Source organism: Gemella sp. zg-1178 (assembly GCF_018790995.1).
Taxonomy (GTDB): Bacteria; Bacillota; Bacilli; order Staphylococcales; family Gemellaceae; genus Gemelliphila.
Genome location: NZ_JAHKEI010000003.1, coordinates 1 through 22,918 on the forward strand (window position 1 = coordinate 1; position 22,918 = coordinate 22,918).

Consider the following 22,918-nt stretch of genomic DNA (forward strand, 5'->3'; position numbering starts at 1 on the left):
ATATTTTTTGTGTCTATCGCTTTATTTTGCTCAACCGCAAAATTCAGCATAAAATATTTTTTGTGTCTATCGCTTTATTTTGCTCAACCGCAAAATTCAGCATAAAATATTTTTTGTGTCTATCGCTTTATTTTGCTCAACCGCAAAATTCAGCATAAAATATTTTTTGTGTCTATCGCTTCATTTTGCTCACACGCAAAATTCAGCATAAGACACTGTAAAGAAAAGACGAATTGCAAACTTAATTTTTATAAAACACAAAATTCAAAACGTACCACCTGTCTATCGCTTCATTTTGCTAACACGCAAAATTCAGCATAAGACACTGTAAAGAAAAGACGAATTGCAGACTTAATTTTTATAAAATACAAAATTCTGTACCTAAAATTATTTCCTGTCTATCGCTTTATTTTGCTTAACCGCAAAATTCAGCATAAGATATTTTTTGTGTCTATCGCTTCATTTTGCTAACACGCAAAATTCAGCATAAGACACTGTAAAGAAAAGACGAATTGCAAAAGCAATTCGCCTTTTTATTAACAGTGTCTAATTATCCTTGAGCACCTTTGTCTGCTGTTAATTCTAAGTTTTCGTATCCTAATTCACCTTTCCCAGCTTTAACTAAGTCGAATGATTTAACACGTTTGTTTACCCAAAGCATAGCCGTATTCCAGCTAAATGGTAACCATGCTCTTGTCTCAGCAAAGTCTTTATCGAATTTTTGGTAAACTTCTTTTAATTTATTATCATCAAACATTTCAGGAGAATTAATTTTCTCTAGGGATGCTTTTAAATTATCGTCAGTATAACGTTGGAAGTTAAGCGGAGATTTGTTTCCTAATAGTTGCGTTGGGTTAGGGTCTGTTCCTAGTCCCCATGCTCCTTGGAAGAGATCGATTTCTGGGTCATCTGCTTGAACACGTTGTGACCATTCGTTTGGTGCCATTAGTTTACCGTCTACTAATTTAACGTCTAAACCAACATCTTTCCAAGATTTCAAGAATGTATCTGCTAGGGCTTGGTCGAATGTTTGCCCTACGTCACGGATAGCAAAGTTAAATGTTAATTTTTTACCGTTTTTGTCTTCACGTAATCCATCACCGTCAACATCTTTTAGACCTGCCTCATCAAGAAGTTTTTTAGCTCTTTCTTGGTCTAGTTTGTAGCCAGGATTTTCTGGATTGTAAAGGAATTTTACAATCGGTGGATATAAACCTGAACCAGTAGGTGTAAATCTTAGACCTTGGTAGAGTTTAGCATTGATTTGGTCCCAATCAACAGCGTAACCGAATGCTTCACGCACCCTAACATCAGCTGCTTTAGCGTCAGGGTTGACTACTACTTCACCTTTTTCTTTGTCAAATTTACCTAGTTTAAATCCTACATAAGACATGTAGTAGTCAGGTTGCCCTAAGATTGTTCCATTTTGTAAGTCTTTTGTATTAGACCAGATATCTGCAGTAAGGTCTCCCATGAGGTCTACTTCTCCTGCCTTCATAACCTGGCTAGCTTGGGCTGGTACTACACGTTTAAATTCAATATTTTTAGTTTTAACTTCTGATTTTTTGAAGTAGTGTTCGTTAGCTTTAAGTGAAACACTTTCTCCAGCAACCACTTGGTCGATTACATAAGGTCCATAAGATAGTGGTTTTGTATTTAATTCTGCTTCAACAAATTTAGTGAAGTCTTTTGATGCTTCAGCTACTTGTTCAGCATTTAAGAAACTTGAAATAAAGCCAGAACCCCATAATAGAGCTGGTGATAATTTAGTATATTTGATAACTACTGTTTTATCATCTTTTACTGTAATACCAGAAATTTTATCAGCTTTCCCTTCGTGGTAGTCTTTCATACCTTCGATTAAATCAAATGTATCTTCATAACGAATATTTTCCACATAGTCTTTGTTACCCATTAATTCATAAGTAGCAACTATATCTTTGGCTGTAACGGGTTGACCATTAGACCAAGTTAGGTCTTTGTTAATTGTCAATGTTGCAGTTTTCGCATCCTTATCTAGGTGTAACTTTACTGCTCCACTATCGTCGTCTTGTTTAAAACGTTTTAAATCATCAGATTTAAAAGTATCTCCCGTAAATGCAGCCGTAACATAAAGGTCTGTTGCATTTAATGCAAATGCAGGATTATACATGCCTATTAAAGGGGCATTTGACAAAATACCAACTTTAAGTGGCGTATTAACAGCTGTTCCTCCATTGTCTACAGAAGTTTTAAATTCTACGGCAGGTTTTGCTCCGCTAGATTTCTTAGTAGAAGTACCAGAAGAACAAGCAGTAAGAACTAATGACAAAGCCATAGCAGAACTAAAAACTTTTAAAAATTTGCTTTTTTTCATTAAAAATCCTCCTTAAAAATAATAAGCACCCGGGTGCTTTGAAATAATTAATAGTAATATATCATTAATATATGCAAAAGTCAACTATATTTTCTGAATATTAAAATATTTTTTAGAATATTTTATTTTTTACCTTATCTAGTTAAAAATTATATAAAATAATAAATTAAAACTAGAAATTAGGCTTGAAATTTTACCATATTTTATTTACCTTTCTTTGATTTTTTAAAAACATCTTCCTTGAACAAGGGAACATTATCAAAATATTTCCCCTTATAAAGTGGATGACATTTTAAAAGTCGTTTTATGGTGAGATAAGTTCCTAAAAAAAAGCCAAACCTCTGATAACTTTCTAAAGAATAGGCTGAACAAGTTGGCGAAAATCTACATCTGGGTTTGGTATAGGGGGAAATAAATTTTCTATAAAACTTTATCAAGACTATAAATAATTTTGCCATAAGAACTCCAAATAAAATTAATTTTCTACTATTATTATATACTGAAATAATATTTTTTAAAATTATATAGGATTGTTACCAAAAAATTTAGTATAAAATTAAACTTTAATAAAATATTAAACTATATATTATGCTATAATTATTACAAATAAAATAAAAGAGGAAATTACTATGAAAAAAACAGCTATTTTAGTTATGACTTACGGCTCGCCAGAGGATTATTCTTTTGAGGGAATTGCAAAATTTTTTACCAACATTCGCAGGGGCAAAAGACCTAAAGACGAAGAAATTCAACACCTTTACGAAAACTACAAAAAAATTAACAAGTCTCCCCTACAAAAAATCAGTCAGGAAACTGTTAGACTACTAAGAGAAAGAATTGGTGCTACTTATAACATTTATTTTGCCAATAAATTTTCTACTCCCTACATTACAGACGCCATAAAAAAAATGGAAGATGAGGGCGTAGAAAAATGTATCTGCCTTATCTTAGAACCACATTACTCTATCTATTCAATTATGGGTTATGAAAAATTTTTAGAGAGTAAAAAAATTAAATTTAATCTTATCAAAGACTGGTATAAATCTGAAGCCCTAACTACTTATTGGGTGGCTGAAATTCAAAAAATAATTACAGCTATTAACTCTGATGATTATAAGGTAATATTTACAGCCCACAGCGTGCCGACTATTGCCCTAGATTATGGCGACCCCTATATCGAGCAAATAAAAGACAATATAAATATACTTGCCCAAAGACTTAACTTGAAAAAAGAAAATTATACTAATGCTTGGCAAAGTGAATCGGATATTGGTATACCTTGGATAAAACCTGACGTTTTAGAATATCTAAGAAGTCAAGAAGAACACAAGAAAAACTACATTTTTGTTCCCATATCATTTATTAGCGACCACATAGAAACTTTATTCGACAATGATATAGAATGCAAGGAAATTTGTGATGAATTAGCTATAAACTATTACAGACCAAAAAGCCCCAACTATGATGAAAGATTAATAGACGCTTTGGTAGAAACAATAGACCTGCATAAAGATAAGGACTTTATTTTTCTAAACGGTGAGGAGGGAACTTTTAACGAAATGTCAAGCCCTGATGAAAAAGACGATTTAAAAATGCCCGACTTCGTAAAAAAAACTCATAGCCAAAAAAGGAAAAGAAAATGTTAAAATGCCAAAACACATAAGAAAAATGCTAGAAAAGGCAGGGAAAATAAAAAAAGAAAACTAGAAATAATAATTAAAATTTCAAACAAGTTTTAGTTTTATAAATTATTTTATTAGCTTTATTTTATAAATAATAGTATAATTATCTTATAGGAGGAATAAGAAATGATACAACATGAACAATTAAATAAATTAGTAGCAAATCTTACAGTTTTATATACAAAATTACATAGCTTCCACTGGTATGTAAAGGGGTCATCTTTTTACACACTGCATGAAGTATTTGAAAAATATTATGACCATGTAACAGAAACATTAGACGAAGTGGCAGAAAGATTTTTAGCCATAGGTGGTCGCCCAGTTTCTACATTAAAAGGAGCTTTGGAAATAGCAACTATCAAAGAAGCAACAGAAAAAGAAACTACGGTAGAAATGGTAGCCGCTGTTTTAGCAGATTTTGAACTGCTGATTGCTGACGCTTCAGCCCTTATCGAAGTATCAGAAGACGCTAACGACCAAGGTACTGCCGACTTAGCACTAGGTTTGAAAACTGAACTAGAAAAAAATGTTTGGATGTTAAAAGCCTACTTAGATAGATAAGAAAAAAAGACTACATTAATTTGTAGTCTTTTTTATTTTGATAAAAACTTGATATAGAAAATATAAGCATATTCTTAATTTTTTTAAGCATAAATTTTATATTTTGCTAAGAGCAAGGTTAGTAAAATTTTTAAAAAATTTATCTTTATTTTAGCAGTTAAAAATTTTAAAGATAATTTTATAAAAAAAAGACGATTATCTAGTCGCCTTAAAGACGATTATCTAGTCGCCTTTTTAATAATATCTATAATTTCCTAAAATATATTTTATTAAAAAATCTGATTTTTAATTATATATTTCTGACCTATGTCCAACATGAATATTTGTTATTATTAATTTTTTATCATCTAATATTGCAATTATACGATAATTTGACACCCTAAATCTAACATAATCAGCTAGGTTACCTTTTAAATGTTTGCCAGGAGAAGTAGGAAAATCAACATCGTTTAAATGTTTATCTATCCATTTCATAATTTGCCTTCTTAGTCCACTATCTAGTTTGTCCAAATCATCGAAAAAACTTTGCATGTACTCAACTTTATATTTAGCCATATCTTTTCATCGCTTCTTTATGTGAAAAAGTTTTTTTATCATCTTCCAGCCATTTTTTATAAGATTTATCAGCCATTTCTATATCGTACAAATCTTCTAACTTTTCCATTACAGCTTGTCTTATAAAATCTGTTTTTGTTGTATTTTTTTCTTTAACAACATGTGTTAAAAATTTATTTACATTTTCATCAAATCTTACAGAAATAGGGACACTCATACAAGTCAGCTCCTTATATTGTATTTTATTTAACTACAACTATAACATATCTAAAATTTTATAGCAAGAAATTCTATAATATATCTAAAAAATTCAAAAATAAAAAAGCAAGTTAGTAATTATTATTACATAACTTGTTTTTAATCTACTAAGTTAAGACAGTTACTTAATTACAACTTACTTTTTTACAAACTATTTTTAATCTTGACCTTGCAAGCAGAATTGCTTTAAACCTAAAAATAAAATTTTATCTGCCTATTAAATAAATCTAAATTTCTATACTCCCCCACTTCCCTATTTACGCACTAATTTTTTCAGCTAACTCACTCTTACATTCCTTAAAAATTGCCTTTAGGTGCGACTGGGAAAAATGAGTTTTCTCGGCAACCTCTTTTATCAAATAATTTTTAACATAACGCAAGAGCATAGCCTCCTTATAAACTATATCAAGGCTGTTGTAAAAATTTATGGTAGTCAAAACATCTTTCACCAACTTTATTTGTTCCTCCTTATTTAGATATTCTCTTATATCCAACTTATTTTCCCCTTCTTTTAACAAGTCTTTTTCTAATCTATAGGCATTCCTTAATAAATATTCTATATACTTCTTATTCATACTATCCTCCTTTGTAACTTTAAAAGTTACATAATAAGCAAAAAAATTTTCTTTTCTTGCTAGAATTTTTATTTTGCTCTGAAACTCCTTGTCGAAATTATAATAACATTTAATTGTGTATCTTGTCAAGTTCTATAAAATGTTTTTGTTGCTTTTTAAGTTAAAAAATATTATACTTAGTCTAAGGGGTGATTGTTATGACAGTCGGCGACAAAATTAAAAATTTACGTCTTAAAAAAAAATATACTCTTGATGAACTAGGTAAACTCATAGATTCATCAAGACAAACCCTATATAAGTATGAACAAGGTATTATCACCAACATACCCAAAGAAAAAATAGAATTATTAGCCAAGGCACTAGGAACAAGTCCAGCCTATCTCTACGGTTGGGATAGTGATGAGGGCTACTATTTTGATGAGAATACTCGGGAAATTGCAGAGGATATTTTTGAAAATGATAACTTACGCATACTTTTTGATGCTAGTAGAAATGCTAGTCCTGAAGATTTGCAGCTAGTAACAAATCTTTTATTAAATCTAAAAGAGAGGGAATAATATGTACACTACTTATATAAATGATATTTGCATAAATGTTGAAATTCGTGATTTGCATTCTTGCAAGGTAAAGGGTTGTGCTACTCCAAACGAAGATGGCTCTTACACAATATTTTTAAATTCTAAATTTAGTCAAGCCCAGCTAGAAAAAACTTATAAGCAAGAATTAAATCATATTATCAATGAAGATTTTACCAAATATGATGTCAATGAAATAGAAATTTATGCCCACTAAAAATACCAGCCCATCAATTTTGTGGCGGTATTTTTTTATTTATATCGGTATAATTATTTATTGTCTTATTCAATTCTGCTAATTTTTCCGCTATTATCTTCAAGCTATTATCTAATTTTAATAAGAAAAAGACTGAAACAAATATTGGAAAACCGACAGAATTTATTATATTTATAATATCCATATCAATGATTTAGGCTGGTCTAACCCAGCCTAAGCTCCTATTCTATCACTTGTTCTTGACGAATGATATAAACTGCCTTATCAAAACTTGCCAAAACTCTTTTGCTAGTATTGAATATCTTTGTCGCGATAATTTTACTACCTACTTGACTAACCGTATCCTTATCTAAAGATTCTTTTGGATTTTTAATAATTAACTTGTATTTTTTATCGTCTGCTGTTGTAAAAATAAGTTCTAATGTTTTATTCATTTTTTATATCTCCTTTATTATATTGCTTCTGTTACTTGCATAGCATAGTCTTCTATATTATCAGATATAATAGTTGACATTAATATGCCCACCTCTTTTGCCTCTTCCTTAGAAATCTCCGGTGAAATCTCGAAAGAATGAGCTTTTTTTACCTGTTTAGCCGCTTTTTCCAGTGTGTAATTTAATTTTAATATTTTCTGTGTAGTTGTCATAATTTTTCTCCTTTTTATTTTTTGTCTTTGGCCTCTGACACTAAATATATCGTTAAAAATTTTATTTTTTCCGAATTATTTTTAAAATTTCTATATTTTCTAAAAAATATTAAAAAACTATGCTATAATTAAAATATTGAAAAATTATATTAAAAATTATTGGAAGGAGGATAATATGTTAGCTAACTACTTCAGCGAAATTACTTATATGAAAATTATAATATCTTTAATTGATATTTTGCTCGTTTGGTTTTTGGTTTACACCGCTTTGAAATTATTGAGTGGGACACGTGGTATTCAGCTTGTTAAAGGAATAATTATTATTGTTTTTTTGCGTCTAGCTTTTAATCTTATCGGTTTCCAAACAATGAGTTACATTATAGACCAACTGGTAAATTGGGGTGTCCTTGCTATAATTATTATCTTCCAACCAGAAATAAGAAGAACCTTGGAACACCTAGGTCGCTTTAACCTATACAATATAATTTTTAATAGGGATAGCAGCCTTGCTGACAAGGACAGGGCAAATACTATTAATGTTGTTGCTGATACTTCTAAACACATGGCAAGAAGACGTATCGGAGCTCTTATCGTTTTAGAAAATAATACTGGTCTTGATGAATATGCAGAGAGTGGAATTGAATTAAATTCTAATATTAGTAATGAACTAATTATTAATATTTTTATACCCAACACTCCCCTACATGACGGTGCCCTTATCCTAACAAAAGAAAAAATTAGGGCTGCTAGTTGCTTTTTACCCCTTAGCGATAACAAAAATATTGCCAGTAATTTAGGGACTAGACACCGTGCCGCCATAGGACTTTCTGAAAACACAGACGCTATTATCGTGGTCGTGTCGGAAGAAACAGGTCATATTTCTGTTGCCATGAACGGCAAACTAAAAGAAAATCTTCATGCAGGAGATTTAAAAAATTTCCTAAATGAAAATTGGCTAACAACAAATACTACATTGAGAGGCGATACTAATGGATAAAGACAAATTATTTTTAAAAATTGTATCCTTGTTAATTGCTATACTGATGTTTTTTTCAGTAAATGATAATTTATTATCTAATTTCTTTGAACAGGGCAAAAGTTCTAACTACACAACTACTTGGATAAGATCAGTACCCATAGAAGTAAATTATGACAAGAATAAATACTACATCTTAGGAATACCGGATAGTGTTGATGTTAAAATTACTGGGCCTACTGCCAAGGTGCAAAAAGAAAGTGTCGATAGAAGTTTCAAAGCACGCATAGATTTTAGTAAAATAGATGTGGGTGATAACCAAAAACTAAAAGTTGAAATCGTCGAATTAAATAATGGGCTTGAAGCAGTTAGTAATCCAGAATTTATCACAGTTTCTGTCCGCAACAAGATAAGTAGAGAGTATCAAGTTAAACCAACAGTTAAAAACGAAAGACTACTCCTAGGTTACAGCTTAAAATCCGTATCAGTAACTGACCAAACTATAAAAATTTCTGGAGCAGAAGAAAGTTTAGACAACATTTACGAAGTTCGAGCAGAAAGTACAGAAAAAACAAAAATCAGCTCTAACATCAAAGAAGAAGCAAAACTAGTTGCTTATGACAGAAACTTCAATAAAATAGAAGATATAGAAATGGAAAAAACTACTACTACTATTTCTATTAATGTAGAAGCCATAGAAAAAACTATTCCCATAACTATCAACCAGATTGGAGAATTACCTAGCGACTATGAATTAGTAAGCATAACAGTTGAACCAAATTCAGCAAAAATAAGGGCTGAGAATAAGGACATCCTCACTAACATCGAAGAAGCCTTTGTAGATGTTGAACTAACAGATATCAAACAAGAAACTAAGGAACTAAGCAATCTTAAAATATATGCAAACACAAGCTCATTATATACTTTTGATGTCGCAACTGTTAAGGTTACTATAAAAGTCAAGAAAAAATAAAAAAGAACTTGCAGTTTTTTTCTGCAAGTTCTTTTTACTTATGCTATAATCAAATAAAACAAAATATTCGGAGGCACCATGGAGGACAAAAAATTATTATTTATCGTTATCAGCACCCTAGCATCTTGTGTCAGTTTGGGGCTTATAATCGGTTCTTTTTTCCTAAAAAATGAAAATACAAAAAATTACATTATCCTAGTAGCATTTGCTATTCTAATAATTCAAAAAATTATAGAAATTATCAAAGTAAAAGAAACTAGAAAAATAAGTTCTGCTATCTTAATACTTTTAGCCACAGCACTAGGTTACTTTATAGGTGTTAGATTTTAGAATTTAATATATAAATAACTTATTAACATCTTACACCACTTATTTTTTAAATATTTTATAGACTAAAAATAGATAAAAAAATATTTCAGCATAAATTATGCTACATTATTTTCTGAGTCTATTTTAATTTTATAAGAATTAAAAAATCATAAATTTTTATCAAGTTATTTGCGACTAGACAAATTTATAATTAAAAATTTATTCGGACTTGGCTATATTCTTTTTTGCAAATTTTTTTATTAATAAGCCAGCACTTAATACTGCACTAATAATTTTTAAAAATTTCATTTTATATCTCCTAAAATTTTTCTAACTAAAGTCTAACACAGATAAAAATAATTAGCAATAAAAGACTTAATATTACTATTAAGCCTTTTATTTTTTATTAATTTTCTTTGTCTGTATCAGATTTTGCTTCTTCAAGATTTTCTTTATTTTCTGAAATTGCTTTAGATGGTAAAACTTGTTCTTCAGCTGATTTTTCTTTTTCTAAAGCCTCTTTTTTAGCTTGTTCTTCATAGTATTTTTTATTTACTATTTTGTCTAATTTTTCAGCTGTTTCTTCATCTAATTCATTTGGCATTTTTCCAAATTCAAATAGGGCAACTATTTCTTTTCTGTCAATAGTTTCTACTTTCATCAGAGTTTCAGCAATTAGTTCAAGTTTTCCTCTATTTTCTTCTATAAGATTTAATACTTTTGAATAATTTTCTGTAATTATTCTTCTTACTTCATTGTCTATTTCTCTTAAAATTTCTTCTGAGTAGTTGCCTATACTTGATAATTGTCGCCCTGTATATGGGTCATTATAAGGGAATTGTAAAGGACCTATCTTATCACTCATACCATATTCTGTTACCATGGCTCTTGCAATTGCAGTTACACGTTCAAAATCATTGTGGGCTCCAGTAGATACTTCATTAAAGAAAATTTCTTCTGCTGCACGTCCTCCAAGTAGTCCACAGATTTTATCCGTAAGGTCTGTTTTTGTCATAAAGTATTTTTCTTCTTCTGGTATCATCAAGTTGTAACCACCTGCGTCCCCACGAGGAATAATTGTTACCTTTTGAACCTTGTCTGCACTGTCTAAAACCATACCTACGATGGCATGCCCAGCTTCATGATAGGCTACTAGACGTTTTTCTTTATCCGTATACACTCTACTACGTTTGGCTGGTCCTCCAATTACCCTATCCATAGCTTCGTCTAAATGCGATTTTTCAATTTGAGTTTTATTTTCACGAGCTGCAAGAAGTGCCGCTTCATTTAATAAGTTGGCTAGGTCGGCACCAGAAAAACCAGGAGTTTTTTCTGCCATACTGCGTAATTCTACATCTTTAGCAAGAGGTTTGCCTTTGGCATGTACTTTTAATATTGCCTCACGCCCTTTTACATCAGGTGTAGATACTTTTATCTGTCTATCAAATCGTCCAGGACGACGCAGGGCAGAATCTAAAACATCTGCTCGGTTAGTAGCAGCTATTACTATAATACCCTTGTCTCCTTCAAAACCGTCCATCTCGACCAATAGTTGATTTAAAGTTTGCTCACGCTCATCATTTCCACCACCTACACCAGAACCACGTTTACGTCCTACTGCATCTATCTCGTCGATAAAGATAATACACGGTGCTGCTTTTACAGCTTCTTTAAATAAATCACGAACACGACTAGCCCCAACCCCAACAAACATTTCTACAAAGTCTGAACCCGAGATTGAGAAAAATGGAGCCCTTGCCTCTCCTGCTACTGCTCTAGCTAATAAAGTTTTCCCTGTCCCTGGAGGTCCTTCTAAAAGTACCCCTTTGGGAATTTTAGCTCCCATTTTTGTAAACTTGCGGTGGTCTTTTAAAAATTCTACCATTTCTGCCAGTTCTTGTTTTTCTTCATCACAACCTGCCACGTCTGCAAAGGTAACTTTAGCTTCATCACCCTCAATTTTTTTTGCTTTGGATTTTTGGAAACTCATTATTTTTCCTCCTCCGCCTCCTTGCATTTGGCTCATAAAGAAGAATAACAATCCTACCATCAATAAAACTGGGAAGGCATTACTCAAAATGCTTATTATCACATTTGTTTTGTCTGCTGCCTTAACTTCTAAATTACCAATATTTTTTTCCTTAGCCTTATTGTAAAAAGCTTCCCATATTGATTTATCCTGAGTTGATATTGTTGAAGTAAATGATTTATCACTGTCAGTATATTTACCTTTTACTATAAATACTTCTTCTGATTGTTGGATAGTAACATCTTTTAATTTATTTTCATCTAATTTTTGTACTAATTGCGAATAATTAATATTCTCTATCGGCCCTGGCAGGTCTTTTTGCCAAAAAGCGAATATACCTATTGATAAAATTATCATGGCTAGTATCGCTAATGTTGGTCTTTGTTTTTTATTATTCATAGAGTAGCTAATCTCCTTCTATCTTATTTTTTACAGTATATATTTCTGGTTTCAAGACACCTATGTAGGGGAGGTTGCGGTATTTTTCTTCATAATCTAAACCAAAACCTACTAAAAATTCATTCGGTGACTCAACTCCTATATAATCTGCATTAACTTCTACTAATCTTGCTTCTGGTTTGTCTACTAAAGAAGCACAAGCTATACTCTTAACTTTTCTTTCCTTTAAGTATGTCATAAGATGTTTTAAAGTTCTACCAGTATCTACTATATCTTCAACAATTATAACATCTCTATTTTCTAAGTCCATAGTTACGTCTTTTCTCAAAATAATACTCCCTGTTGAAGATGTTCCACCATGATAACTTGCTACATCTATAAAATCTGTAACTATGTGTATATCTATATGCTTGATTAGTTCAGACATAAAGGGCATAGCACCTTTTAATGCACACAATAAAACAGGCTCTTGCTCAGAATTTTTATAATCTTCCATTATTTGTTCTGCTATTCTTTTAGAAGCGAGAACTATTTCTTCGTGGCTAAATAATACTTTTTCAATATCTCTTTTTAAATTTTTCATTATTTATCCTTTCAACAATCTTAAATAATAATCGTATTTGCTGTTTTTACTTATTTTACTACCAATACCCAAAACACCCAGAGCCTGCCCCTCCTTATTTTTAACAACTGGCAACCTATCCCTTAGACTTTTCGGGATTTTTTCATCTATAAAAATTCTAGCAATCTTTTTGTGTATATTCCCTCTTTTTATAGTATCTCCATCCTGCTTAGGTGCAAGCAAGAGTGGTAAATCACTTTGGTTAAAACCAAGTTCAGCCTTATTATTATCTCTTGTTATAATTATTTTATAATCTCCAAAATCACAGCTAAATCCATCGTAGATGTCATTAGCTAAAATTTCTATCCTATTATTATAACATTTTTTTTCTATTTTACATACACTTATACTTTGATATTCTTTGATTAATTTAATATTTTCTTTTAAATCTAGGCTAATATTAGCTTTTTTACTAGCTAAATTTTTTAAGGCTGTAAATATTGCCCGCCTGCTGACATTAAAATTATTAAATTTTTCGTTGATAATATAGTTAATAAGAAAATATTTTTCAATATTATGTAAAATATCAAAATCCGCTAGATTAATTTGGTATTTGCTATCATTAATTTTATTGATGTGGGGTATGAATTTAGATAAGGTGTTAAGCCTAACCAAATCATTCAAATCATTGTAATAAGTAGCAAATTCTAATAAATTTTCTTCAGCACCCTTGTTAATAGCTGCTAGATGGGGAACTATCTTGTGCCTAACATAGTTTCTTGTATAGTCTGTATCAAAATTAGTCATATCCTGATAAAATTTTATATTGTGTTGACTTGCATATTTTTCTATATCTTGCTTGGATATATTTAGCATGGGTCTTAAAATTTCAATATTATTTATAATAGTAGCTTCTTCTATTGATAATCTGTAATCTATGGTTCTACCTGAGAATAGTCTTAATATAATATTTTCTACACAGTCATTTCTGTGGTGGGCAGTTACTAGCTTACTTACATTCTCAAGTCCAGCAAATTCTTCAAAGGCTTGATAACGTAAAGAGCGAGCTTGCATTTCTTCGGAAATATGCTGTTCTTTTGATTTTTCTTTTAGGTGTAATTCTTTTTTATAAAATTTTACCTTATTTTTTTGAGCTAGATTTTCTACAAAAATAGCTTCTTTATAAGATTCTGTACGCAGACCGTGATTTATATGAAAGACCACAAGTTCCTTGTAGCTATCCTTATATTTATCAATAAGCAGATGAAATAAAACCACTGAATCTACACCACCAGAAAGGGCAAGGCCTAACTTATCATTTTTATTCCATAAGATATTAAGTTTCATTTAGCCACCCACTTTCTTTTATCCTGTTTTTTACCTCTTCTAATTGTTCAAGTCTTTTTTCATAATTCGCCACCATATCCTCAACAAAATTTTCTGGAATAGGTAAAAACACTTTTTCTTCTTTATTTTCTAATTTTTTTTCGTCTGCTAATTTTGTAATAGAATTTTTCTTTTGAAGGGATATTTTTATATTACCTATTGTTGTTAATTTTTTTAAATCATTTAGGCTAGGACTATTTTTATCTTGTTTTCTTTCTTCTTTTTTAACTTTTTCTTTTGCCAGCTTATCCTGTTTTTTTTGAGATTTAATATTGCTTTTAGCCAGAGTAGTTTTTTTAATAGATTTATTTTTTTCTTCCATTATATTATTATTTTTTTTATCAGTTTTTTCATCTTGCTTAATCTCTTTTTGGGTCAGAACAAAATAATCTTTTTTCTTAGAAAGTATTTTAGCAGAAATATTATAACCCACAGAAAAAATTTCTGTTAGCTTCTTCTTTTTAGAAATATACATATATTCCTTAGGCAACAAGGCTTTTTCTCCATTTTCTAACTCTATAAACATGCCATAGTTATAAACTTCTGTAACAAGCCCACTAACCTGACTACCTTTTTCTAATATCAAAATAACCACCTCACTCAAAAATACTTTTTTATTATAACATATTAAATTTACTATTAATAGAAAAGAAAAAACAGAAATAAATATTTATTTCTGCTTAATTAATTTAATCATGTATTTCTATTTTGTAATATTTGTAGTTAATATAAATTTTTACATATTCAAAAATTTTGCCGTTGGGTAAAAATGTTTGTCTGTCAAATTCAAAACACGGTTCATTATAAGGTGCAATCAAGTCTTTTACTTCTTTGGGAAGACCTACCGTAACACTTATAGTTTTTTTAAATTTTTCTTTATGAATATCTATACGATATTTATTTCTAATCATAGTTGCTAATTCACTAAAATCTTCTAAATTTTCCGTATCAATATTAGGAAGATATTTTATGGGTATATAGTTTACTTGATAGGCCCAATTAATAGTATCAATATATTTTACACGATTTACTTTTAGTAATTTTTGAGGCTTAATTTTTAAAAATTTTGTACATATTTCTTCATCAACTATTATCTCTGCTGAAAGAACCTTAGATTTTTCTATATTTTTTGGATTGAAATAATATTTAAAATTATTATTTTCTGTAAAATATATTTTTTTATTTACCAGGGTTTTACAAACAAAACTTCCCCTGCCCTGAACCCTATAAATATAACCGCTGCTTACTAAGTCATTTAAAACCCTAACCGCAGTTGTGCTACTAACATTATAAATATCTTTTATTTCTTTTTCTGTATATATTTGTTCACCCTCTTTGAAGATGCCACTTTCTATTTTTAAAATTATATTATTAATAATTTTTTCATATTTTTTCATTATATCACCACCGAACGTATAGTAAACACCTATAAATAATCAATATAATATTATCATTTTAGGATATATTTGTAAAGGAAATTTCTAATACTTTTTTTCACGCTTTCATAAAAAAATATAAATAATTAAAAATTAGTAATTCAATTAAAAAATATTATTAAAAACGCTTTACATTTTTTGAATAATGTGCTATTATAGATTTAACACGTTAAGTGCAATAATTTTTATCTTAATATATCTAAAGGGGGCTCAGTTTATGAGTAAAAAATTTTTAAAAATTATTTCTGCAGCTGCTGCTTCAGCTGTATTACTTACAGGGTGTGTAGGTGGAAAAAAAGATGATAAAAAAGCCGCTGACCCTAATGCAAAAGTTGAGATTACATACTGGAACTTCCCTCAATTCACAAAAGACAGTGAATTTAAAACAACAGAGGAATATGACGCAGCATTAATCAAAGCTTTTGAAGCTAAATATCCAAATATTAAAGTAAACTATCAAAAAATTGAGTTTACTGATGGACCAGCTAAAATCGAAACAGCTATCCAATCAAAAACAGCTCCAGATGTCATATATGACGCTCCTGGGCGTGTAATTGCTTGGGCAGCAAAAGATTTATTGGTGCCATTCGATAATATTGACAAGTCTAAATTAGCTCCAGCTGCAGTAAATGCATCTAGCTACAAAGACAAAGTGTACCTATATCCACAAGGTGTTGCTCCATTCTTAATGGGTGTTAACCTTGACCTTACAGATAAATTAGGTGTTACTGATTTATTACCGCTTAAAAAAGAAGGACGTAACTGGACAGTTGAAGAATACGAAAAATTCTTAAAAGCTGTTAAGGAAAAAGACCCAAGTATAACTCCTGCTTTATTCTACACTAAATCAGCAGCAGGCGACCAAGGCCCACGTGCATTCGTATCTAACCTTTACGGTTCTTGGATTACAGATAAAGATGTAACTAAATACACTATCAACGATGAAAAAGGTGTTAAAGGGCTTGAGTGGGTTAAAAAAGCTTATGATGAAGGTCTTTTAGGACAAGGTGTTGCCCTTGAAGCTAAAGACGCATTAGAAGCGTTCAAATCTGGACAAGCAGCTTCTACTATCCTATTCTCACCAGGGATATCATCATCGCATGCATCTGGATTTAACTTTAAATTCTTACCATTCCCTAACAACAGCGGAAAAGCTACTTATGAATACCTAGTTGCTGGTCCTGCTATCTTCGATAATGGAGATGCAAACAGAGCAGAAGCAGCTAAAAAATTCGTAGACTTCATGGTTAATGATAAGGATTGGGGTAAACGTACTCTATTAGCTTCTGGTAACTTCTCAGCCAAAGTTGGTGAAACTGGTCTTTACGATTCAGAAGAACTTAAATTTGCTGAAAGCCTAACACCACAATTTGGTCCATACTACAACACTATACCTGGATTTGCTAAAATGCGTCCGCTATGGTTCAATATGGTTCAAGGTGTACTTAACGGAACTTCTACTCCTAAAGCAGGATTAGACAAGTTCGTTAATGACGCTAACAAAACTATTGAAGAAGCAAAATAGTTTAAATTAAACAGAAACTCAAATTTGAGTTTCTGTTTTTTTATAAACTAATTTATTTTAAATTTATTTGCTGCGAATTTTTATATTACAATTAAATATCTACAAATATTTTTAAAAATAAAATAATTAGCGTTAAAATTTTTAAAATAAAAATATTTTTTATCAGTCATAATTATAATGAATTTAATATTAATTAAATTTTTATCTTATAAGCAATATAAAAAATTTTATAAATAACTAAAAAATACATAAAAAAATAAGGAGTAATTTAACATATTAAATTACTTCTTAATATTTTATATGCAAAAAATAATATCTTTTTATAAATCTCTACCATAACCTTAATACGGCTTTTTAAAATTTTAAAAATCACAAATAAAACGCTTTACAAAATGCCTATAACATGGTATTATAAATTTAACACATTAAATAATCTATTTTATAATTATCGGAGGTTTTTATGGTAAATCTTTCTTTAAAAAATATTTATAAGAAATATGACAACGGCTTTGTTGCTGTTACAGATTTTAATCTGGAAGTAGCAGACAAAGAATTTATAGTTTTTGTAGGTCCTTCTGGATGTGGTAAATCTACTACTCTACGTATGATTGCAGGTTTAGAAGATATTTCTGAAGGAGAATTCTACATAGGGGACAAATTGGTAAATAATGTGGAACCAAAAGACCGTGATATAGCCATGGTATTCCAATCTTACGCTCTTTATCCTCACATGACAGTTTTTGAAAATATGGCTTTCGCTTTGAAACTTAGAAAAGTTCCTAAAGATGAAATAAAAGCTAAGGTTGAAGAAGCCGCTAAAATTTTAGGGCTTGAAGAGTTACTTGACAGAAAACCTAAGGCTTTATCAGGTGGACAACGTCAAAGGGTTGCTCTAGGGCGTGCTATCGTTCGTTCTCCAAAAGTATTCTTAATGGACGAACCACTATCAAATCTGGATGCTAAACTACGTTCAAACATGCGTGCTGAAATAATTAAAATTCACAACTCGCTTGGAGCTACTACTATCTATGTAACTCACGACCAAACAGAAGCTATGACAATGGCAGACAGAATTGTTGTTATGAAAAAAGGGATCATTCAACAAATAGGTAAACCAAAAGAAATCTATGACGAACCAGAAAATCTTTTCGTTGCTGGATTTATCGGGGCACCTACAATGAACTTCCTACACGGTAAAATATCAGAAGGTAACTTTATAACTAAGGGGAAGACCGCTATTGAAATACCTGAAGCTATGCGTAATAAGTTAATAGAAAAAGGTTATGAAGGAAAAGAAGTTGTTTTAGGTATTAGACCAGAAAATATTTCTAATGACCCCCTAGTTTTAGAAACTTACAGCCATGCAACAATAACTTCAAAAGTAATAGTTGCTGAATTGTTGGGTTCTGAATATATTGTTCATACTGAAATTAACGGGGAAGACATAAAAGCAATAGTCCATTCTAGACAAAATATTAAAATGGGAGATGAAATAAAATTTGCTCTTGACATGAATAGAGCTCATTTCTTCGATGTAGATACAGAATTGTCTATTCTTTTAGAAAAGTAATTAAAACTAATTTTAAAAATTTAAAGGAGACAACATGAAAAAAGCAACAGTAAATAAAAAACGCATAGATTATAGTGCATACTTGTTCATCCTACCTGTTTGTATTTTCTTTATTACATTCGTTTTAGTTCCTATGATTCGTGGTCTTGAGTTATCACTATTCAGTTTCTCTAAACGAAATCCTGTTTTCGTAGGATTTAAACAATATGCAGACTTACTTTTTAGTAGTAATGGGGCTACTATTCACGAACCTTTTATGAAATCTTTAGTTAATACTGTCATAATAACTGCAGTGGCAGTTCCTATCGTAGTATTAGTTTCGATTTTTGTTGCGGTAACAATATATAATAAACACGCAACTGTAAGGTCATTCTTCCGTGGTGTATTCTATATACCAGCTATCTCTTCTGTAGTTTCTGTTACGGTAGTTTGGGCATGGATTTATCACCCACAATACGGTATTTTAAACTACCTATTTAGCTCAGCAGGTATTATAAGTAAAAATGTTGACTGGCTAGGGAATCCCAATACAGCCCTATATGCAATTATCACTATACTGATAACTACTTCTTTGGGTCAACCAATCATACTTTATGTTGCAGCATTGGGTAACGTGCCAAAAGAATTATTAGAAGCAGCTGAAATTGATGGTGCTACTAAATGGCAAGTATTTAGAAAAATAACTTGGCCACTTATTATGCCAACAACACTTTATATAGTAGTTGTTACTACAATAAACTCTTTCCAATGTTTCGCACTCATCCAACTTTTAACAGCTGGTGGTCCAAACTACGGAACAAGTACAATCATGTACCTAGTTTATGAAGCAGCAATCAAAAATGGTGACCATGGTATTGCTTCTGCAATGGGTATTATTTTAGCGATTGTCATAGGAATTATATCTATCTTACAATTCAAATTCCTATCAACAGATAACGATTAGGAGGGAAAATAATGAAAGAGAAAATAAGTATTTTTAAAATAGTATCAATGATTATATTACTAGGCTTGACAGTATTCTTCATATTCCCATTCTACTGGATAGCATCAGGTTCATTTAAACTTCAAGATGTTGCAATATCTATTCCGCCAGAATGGTGGCCTAGCAAGCCTATACTTGATAACTATACAAAACTTTTCACACCACTAACTCTACGTTGGTTCTTTAACTCAGTTTTTGTATCAATAGCAACTACTTTTCTAGTATGTGCTACTTCTGCACTAGCAGGATATGCTTTAGCTAAAAAAGAATTTCCTGGAGTTAAGATTATATTCATGATTTTTGTTGCCGCTATGGCACTACCAAAACAAGTAATATTAATTCCTTTATTAAACTTAATTACTGAATTTGGTCTGATGAACACATACTATGCTCTAATTTTACCAGCAGTTGGTTGGCCGTTTGGGGTATTCCTAATGCGTCAATTCTCTCAATCAATACCGAAAGAATTACTTGAATCAGCAAGAATAGATGGTTGTGGTGAATTAAGAACATTTACTAATATAGCCCTACCAATTATCAAACCTGGTATTGGAGCCTTAGCAATATTTACATTCATTTCTAGTTGGAACGATTACTTCTCACAATTAATCTTCTCTAACACACCAGAAATGTCTACCCTACCTCTTGGACTTGCAGCCTTAGCACAAGGTCAAGAATTTTCAAACGACTACGGACTACTAATGGCAGGAGCTACCCTAGCTTCTTTACCTATGATTATAGTATTTATTTGTTTCCAAAATTACTTTACTCAAGGTGTTACATTAGGAGCGGTGAAAGGATAAAATATGAAAAAAGAACAATTATTCGACTACTTAAAAGGTGGATTAATAGTTTCTTGCCAAGCATTAGAAGGAGAACCTCTATACAGAAAAGAAGGTGGCGTTATGATGCTTATGGCTCAAGCAGCAAAAGAAGCTGGTGCCATAGCTATACGTGCCCAAGGAATAGTAGATATTGTTCAAATTAAAAACTATGTTAAGCTACCTGTTATAGGGATTATAAAAAAATCATATCCAGGCTACGACTCGTACATTACTGCTACTATGGAAGAAGTAGACGCTCTTGTTGAAGCAGGTTCTGATATAATAGCGCTAGATTGTACTCTTAGACAACGTGGCGATGGAAAAACTGTTAATGAATTTATAAAAGAAATCAAAACAAAATATCCAGACCTAGTTCTTATGGCTGATATTTCTAATTTGGAAGAAGCTATTAATGCAGAAAAAGCTGGTGTTGATTGTGTAGGTACAACTATGAATGGCTACACTCCTTACACAGCTGATTCTAAAAAATTCGACCCAGATTTTCTAGCTAGTATTAAAACAAATGTTAATATACCGATTATAGCTGAAGGAAAAATACATGAACCAAAAGAGTTAAGAGCTGCCCTAGATGCAGGTGCTCACTGCGTTGTGGTTGGCGGAGCAATAACTCGTCCTTTAGAAATAGCTAAAAGATTTGTGGCAGAGCTATAATGACTATACTTTATCTTATGGCTTATTGGTACACATACAGCAAATGGTATATACTCGGTTCATGGTTTGTAACACACATGCTTAATGTTGCATTTAAAAAATTGTGGTTATCTCCTCTGATTGTAAATGCAGTAGCTATTATACTCCTAGCTGCTGGAATATATTTGGGTATGATTAAAGGTCAAGAAGTAGGTATATCATTTTTATCAGTATATATGCCAATAGTATTTTCTAGTATAATTATGAATTTAATTGTACTAGCTTATAGAAAAATTAAAGAAAAAATAAAAAATTCTATAATTTAATATCTAAATTTCACTCCAGAAGTTAGAAAAAAATCTAATTTCTGGAGTGTTTTTTTATTATCTATATAATAATTAGTAAGGAGGCAAAGAACAACAAGAATAATTTATAGTGAATATTATTTTTTTCATATGGTAAGAGAAAATATAGTATGCTATAATAAAACCTAGCAAAATATTATATAGAAAAAATAAAAACAAAAATAAGTAAGCAAAATAAAACAGGAGAATAGATGAAAAAGTATGAGAAATACAAAGAAATAAAACTGCCCTGGTTAAAAGAAGTGCCAGAACATTGGGAGATATTAAAAAATAGGAATATTTTTAAGTATAGAAAAGAATTAAATAAGAATAATATAGAAAAAAATGTTCTATCTTTAACTTTAAATGGTGTTATAAATAATGATATTGAAAATCCAATAGGACTATCTCCTAAAAACTATGAAACATATCAGTTATTTAATAAAGATGATTTAGTTTTTAAATTAATTGATTTAAATAATGTTAAAACAAGTAGAGTAGGTATTGTTCATGAAAAAGGTATAATGAGTCCAGCATATATTAGGTTTACTAGTGATAAAAATAAAAATTTTCCTAAGTACTACTATTATTGGTTTTATAGATTATACATAGAAGAAGTTTTTAATAAATTGGGAAATGGTGTTAGAGAGACTATAGGGAAAAATGAACTTTTAAATATGGTAGTTCCCAGTCCTTCATATAAAGAACAAAGCCAAATAGCAAACTTTCTTGATTGGAAGATAGGGGAGATTGATAGGTTGGTGGGGTTGGAGAAAAGGAAAGTTGAGAGGTTGGGGGAGTATAGAAAAAATTTTTTAAGCTACTTGATGAAAAATGAAAAAAATTGTAATTTAATTAGTTTAAAAAACATTTTAAAAATAAAAAGTATAAAAAAATCACAAAATGTGGGGGATTTAGATTTACTTTCTGTAGTTAGAGATAAGGGGATAGTCTTAAGAAATTTAGATTATGAAGATGAAAATCATAATGTAATACCTGAAGATTTATCTAATTATAAAGTTGTTTTTAAAAATGATTTTGTAATGAATAAAATGAAAGCTTGGCAAGGTTCATATGGTATTTCAAAGTTAAAAGGAGTAGTAAGCCCAGCCTATTTTGTATTTGAATTTACTAGTAAAGATATTTTACCAGATTTTTTTCATTTATCTATTAGATGTAGAAATTATATAGATGAATTTGCAAAATATTCAAAAGGAATAAGAGTAGGTCAATGGGATTTTGATTTAAGTGAAATTAGAAATATATATTTTAAATACCCAAACATTGATAGACAAGTATATATAATAAATAAAGTAAAAACAACATACAAAAAATTAGATGAAATAATTTCAAAAACAACAAACCAAATCACCTACCTTGAGGAGCTAAAAAAAAGCCTAATATCTGATGTAGTTACAGGTAAAATAGATGTAAGAGATATAAAAATACCAAATTATAAAAAACAAAAGTATTGATTAGAAAAACTAATCAATACTTTTTTATATTACTAATTTTTGTAATATTGCT

The 22,918-nt window shown here is 30.4% G+C and carries 27 protein-coding genes; 14 read left to right on the top strand and 13 right to left on the bottom strand.

Annotation, left to right across the window (positions count from 1 at the left end; genetic code table 11):
• Window positions 1-550: 550 nt before the first annotated feature.
• Window positions 551-2,356: an ABC transporter substrate-binding protein gene (locus tag KMP12_RS00895; protein WP_215755861.1), complete on the bottom strand. Its 1,806-nt coding sequence runs from the start codon at window positions 2,354-2,356 to the stop codon at window positions 551-553.
• A 203-nt stretch (window positions 2,357-2,559) separates the two neighbouring features.
• Window positions 2,560-2,814 carry a membrane protein insertion efficiency factor YidD gene (gene yidD / locus KMP12_RS00900; RefSeq protein WP_215755862.1) on the bottom strand — a complete coding sequence of 85 codons (255 nt, stop codon included), beginning with the start codon at window positions 2,812-2,814 and terminating at the stop codon, window positions 2,560-2,562.
• A gap of 171 nt (window positions 2,815-2,985) precedes the next feature.
• Between yidD and hemH the strand changes: the two genes are divergently transcribed.
• Together hemH and KMP12_RS00910 are read left to right on the top strand one after the other, a co-directional pair.
• Window positions 2,986-4,002: a ferrochelatase gene (hemH, locus tag KMP12_RS00905; RefSeq protein WP_215755863.1), complete on the top strand. Its 1,017-nt coding sequence runs from the start codon at window positions 2,986-2,988 to the stop codon at window positions 4,000-4,002.
• A 162-nt stretch (window positions 4,003-4,164) separates the two neighbouring features.
• Window positions 4,165-4,599, top strand: a complete 435-nt coding sequence (locus KMP12_RS00910) for a Dps family protein (RefSeq protein WP_215755864.1) — start codon at window positions 4,165-4,167, stop codon at window positions 4,597-4,599.
• A gap of 285 nt (window positions 4,600-4,884) precedes the next feature.
• Here the strand turns inward: KMP12_RS00910 and KMP12_RS00915 are convergent, their stop codons facing one another.
• From KMP12_RS00915 to KMP12_RS00925, 3 genes are all read right to left on the bottom strand, one after another.
• Window positions 4,885-5,154, bottom strand: coding sequence for a type II toxin-antitoxin system RelE family toxin (locus KMP12_RS00915; RefSeq protein WP_215755865.1), 270 nt, complete (start codon window positions 5,152-5,154; stop codon window positions 4,885-4,887).
• On the bottom strand, window positions 5,147-5,371 hold the full coding sequence (gene relB, locus KMP12_RS00920) for a type II toxin-antitoxin system RelB family antitoxin (protein ID WP_215755866.1): 225 nt from the start codon (window positions 5,369-5,371) through the stop codon (window positions 5,147-5,149). The genes KMP12_RS00915 and relB overlap by 8 nt, the downstream gene beginning before the upstream one ends.
• A gap of 298 nt (window positions 5,372-5,669) precedes the next feature.
• Entirely contained in the window at window positions 5,670-5,987 is a 318-nt protein-coding gene (locus KMP12_RS00925; protein WP_215755867.1) for a sigma-70 RNA polymerase sigma factor region 4 domain-containing protein, read from the bottom strand.
• A 197-nt stretch (window positions 5,988-6,184) separates the two neighbouring features.
• Between KMP12_RS00925 and KMP12_RS00930 the strand changes: the two genes are divergently transcribed.
• Window positions 6,185-6,544 carry a helix-turn-helix domain-containing protein gene (locus KMP12_RS00930; RefSeq protein ID WP_215755868.1) on the top strand — a complete coding sequence of 120 codons (360 nt, stop codon included), beginning with the start codon at window positions 6,185-6,187 and terminating at the stop codon, window positions 6,542-6,544.
• A 1-nt stretch (window position 6,545) separates the two neighbouring features.
• Window positions 6,546-6,779, top strand: coding sequence for a hypothetical protein (locus KMP12_RS00935; protein WP_215755869.1), 234 nt, complete (start codon window positions 6,546-6,548; stop codon window positions 6,777-6,779).
• 13 nt (window positions 6,780-6,792) lie between these two features.
• Here KMP12_RS00935 and KMP12_RS00940 read toward each other — a convergent pair whose 3' ends face one another.
• From KMP12_RS00940 to KMP12_RS00950, 3 genes are read right to left on the bottom strand one after another with little or no spacing between them, the layout of a single operon-like run.
• Entirely contained in the window at window positions 6,793-6,963 is a 171-nt protein-coding gene (locus KMP12_RS00940; protein ID WP_215755870.1) for a hypothetical protein, read from the bottom strand.
• A 37-nt stretch (window positions 6,964-7,000) separates the two neighbouring features.
• Window positions 7,001-7,213 carry a DUF2922 domain-containing protein gene (locus KMP12_RS00945; protein WP_215755871.1) on the bottom strand — a complete coding sequence of 71 codons (213 nt, stop codon included), beginning with the start codon at window positions 7,211-7,213 and terminating at the stop codon, window positions 7,001-7,003.
• 17 nt (window positions 7,214-7,230) lie between these two features.
• On the bottom strand, window positions 7,231-7,425 hold the full coding sequence (locus KMP12_RS00950) for a hypothetical protein (RefSeq protein WP_215755872.1): 195 nt from the start codon (window positions 7,423-7,425) through the stop codon (window positions 7,231-7,233).
• A 175-nt stretch (window positions 7,426-7,600) separates the two neighbouring features.
• Here KMP12_RS00950 and cdaA point away from each other — a divergent pair, with 175 nt between their 5' ends.
• The 3 genes from cdaA to KMP12_RS00965 all read left to right on the top strand — a co-directional run bounded on the left by cdaA (window position 7,601) and on the right by KMP12_RS00965 (window position 9,704).
• On the top strand, window positions 7,601-8,422 hold the full coding sequence (gene cdaA, locus KMP12_RS00955; RefSeq protein ID WP_215755873.1) for a diadenylate cyclase CdaA: 822 nt from the start codon (window positions 7,601-7,603) through the stop codon (window positions 8,420-8,422).
• Window positions 8,415-9,374, top strand: a complete 960-nt coding sequence (locus tag KMP12_RS00960; protein WP_215755874.1) for a CdaR family protein — start codon at window positions 8,415-8,417, stop codon at window positions 9,372-9,374. Before cdaA ends, KMP12_RS00960 begins: the two co-directional genes overlap by 8 nt.
• 78 nt (window positions 9,375-9,452) lie before the next feature.
• Complete coding sequence (locus KMP12_RS00965) at window positions 9,453-9,704, top strand: hypothetical protein (RefSeq protein ID WP_215755875.1); 252 nt, start codon at window positions 9,453-9,455, stop codon at window positions 9,702-9,704.
• A gap of 385 nt (window positions 9,705-10,089) precedes the next feature.
• Here the strand turns inward: KMP12_RS00965 and ftsH are convergent, their stop codons facing one another.
• The 5 genes from ftsH to KMP12_RS00990 all read right to left on the bottom strand — a co-directional run bounded on the left by ftsH (window position 10,090) and on the right by KMP12_RS00990 (window position 15,456).
• Window positions 10,090-12,111, bottom strand: coding sequence for an ATP-dependent zinc metalloprotease FtsH (gene ftsH / locus KMP12_RS00970; protein WP_215755876.1), 2,022 nt, complete (start codon window positions 12,109-12,111; stop codon window positions 10,090-10,092).
• A 7-nt stretch (window positions 12,112-12,118) separates the two neighbouring features.
• A complete protein-coding gene (gene hpt / locus KMP12_RS00975; protein WP_215755877.1) occupies window positions 12,119-12,694 on the bottom strand; it encodes a hypoxanthine phosphoribosyltransferase in 576 nt (191 codons plus the stop codon).
• Between the two features lie 3 nt (window positions 12,695-12,697).
• Window positions 12,698-14,020 (bottom strand): tRNA lysidine(34) synthetase TilS, encoded by a 1,323-nt coding sequence (gene tilS, locus KMP12_RS00980; RefSeq protein ID WP_215755878.1) that lies wholly within the window; start codon window positions 14,018-14,020, stop codon window positions 12,698-12,700.
• Entirely contained in the window at window positions 14,010-14,645 is a 636-nt protein-coding gene (locus KMP12_RS00985; RefSeq protein ID WP_215755879.1) for a S1 RNA-binding domain-containing protein, read from the bottom strand. Before KMP12_RS00985 ends, tilS begins: the two co-directional genes overlap by 11 nt.
• 103 nt (window positions 14,646-14,748) lie before the next feature.
• Window positions 14,749-15,456: a GntR family transcriptional regulator gene (locus KMP12_RS00990; RefSeq protein WP_215755880.1), complete on the bottom strand. Its 708-nt coding sequence runs from the start codon at window positions 15,454-15,456 to the stop codon at window positions 14,749-14,751.
• A 256-nt stretch (window positions 15,457-15,712) separates the two neighbouring features.
• On the opposite strand from KMP12_RS00990, the gene KMP12_RS00995 reads away from it, so the two are divergent.
• From KMP12_RS00995 to KMP12_RS01025, 7 genes are all read left to right on the top strand, one after another.
• On the top strand, window positions 15,713-17,020 hold the full coding sequence (locus tag KMP12_RS00995; RefSeq protein ID WP_215755881.1) for an ABC transporter substrate-binding protein: 1,308 nt from the start codon (window positions 15,713-15,715) through the stop codon (window positions 17,018-17,020).
• A gap of 460 nt (window positions 17,021-17,480) precedes the next feature.
• Window positions 17,481-18,590 (top strand): ABC transporter ATP-binding protein, encoded by a 1,110-nt coding sequence (locus KMP12_RS01000; RefSeq protein WP_215755882.1) that lies wholly within the window; start codon window positions 17,481-17,483, stop codon window positions 18,588-18,590.
• Between the two features lie 34 nt (window positions 18,591-18,624).
• Window positions 18,625-19,533 carry a carbohydrate ABC transporter permease gene (locus KMP12_RS01005; protein WP_215755883.1) on the top strand — a complete coding sequence of 303 codons (909 nt, stop codon included), beginning with the start codon at window positions 18,625-18,627 and terminating at the stop codon, window positions 19,531-19,533.
• An 11-nt stretch (window positions 19,534-19,544) separates the two neighbouring features.
• Window positions 19,545-20,375: a carbohydrate ABC transporter permease gene (locus tag KMP12_RS01010; protein ID WP_215755884.1), complete on the top strand. Its 831-nt coding sequence runs from the start codon at window positions 19,545-19,547 to the stop codon at window positions 20,373-20,375.
• 3 nt (window positions 20,376-20,378) lie between these two features.
• Window positions 20,379-21,068 (top strand): N-acetylmannosamine-6-phosphate 2-epimerase, encoded by a 690-nt coding sequence (locus tag KMP12_RS01015; protein WP_215755885.1) that lies wholly within the window; start codon window positions 20,379-20,381, stop codon window positions 21,066-21,068.
• On the top strand, window positions 21,068-21,373 hold the full coding sequence (locus KMP12_RS01020; protein ID WP_215755886.1) for a hypothetical protein: 306 nt from the start codon (window positions 21,068-21,070) through the stop codon (window positions 21,371-21,373). The genes KMP12_RS01015 and KMP12_RS01020 overlap by 1 nt, the downstream gene beginning before the upstream one ends.
• A 230-nt stretch (window positions 21,374-21,603) precedes the next feature.
• Entirely contained in the window at window positions 21,604-22,866 is a 1,263-nt protein-coding gene (locus tag KMP12_RS01025) for a restriction endonuclease subunit S (protein ID WP_215755887.1), read from the top strand.
• The last annotated feature ends 52 nt before the right edge of the window (window positions 22,867-22,918 follow it).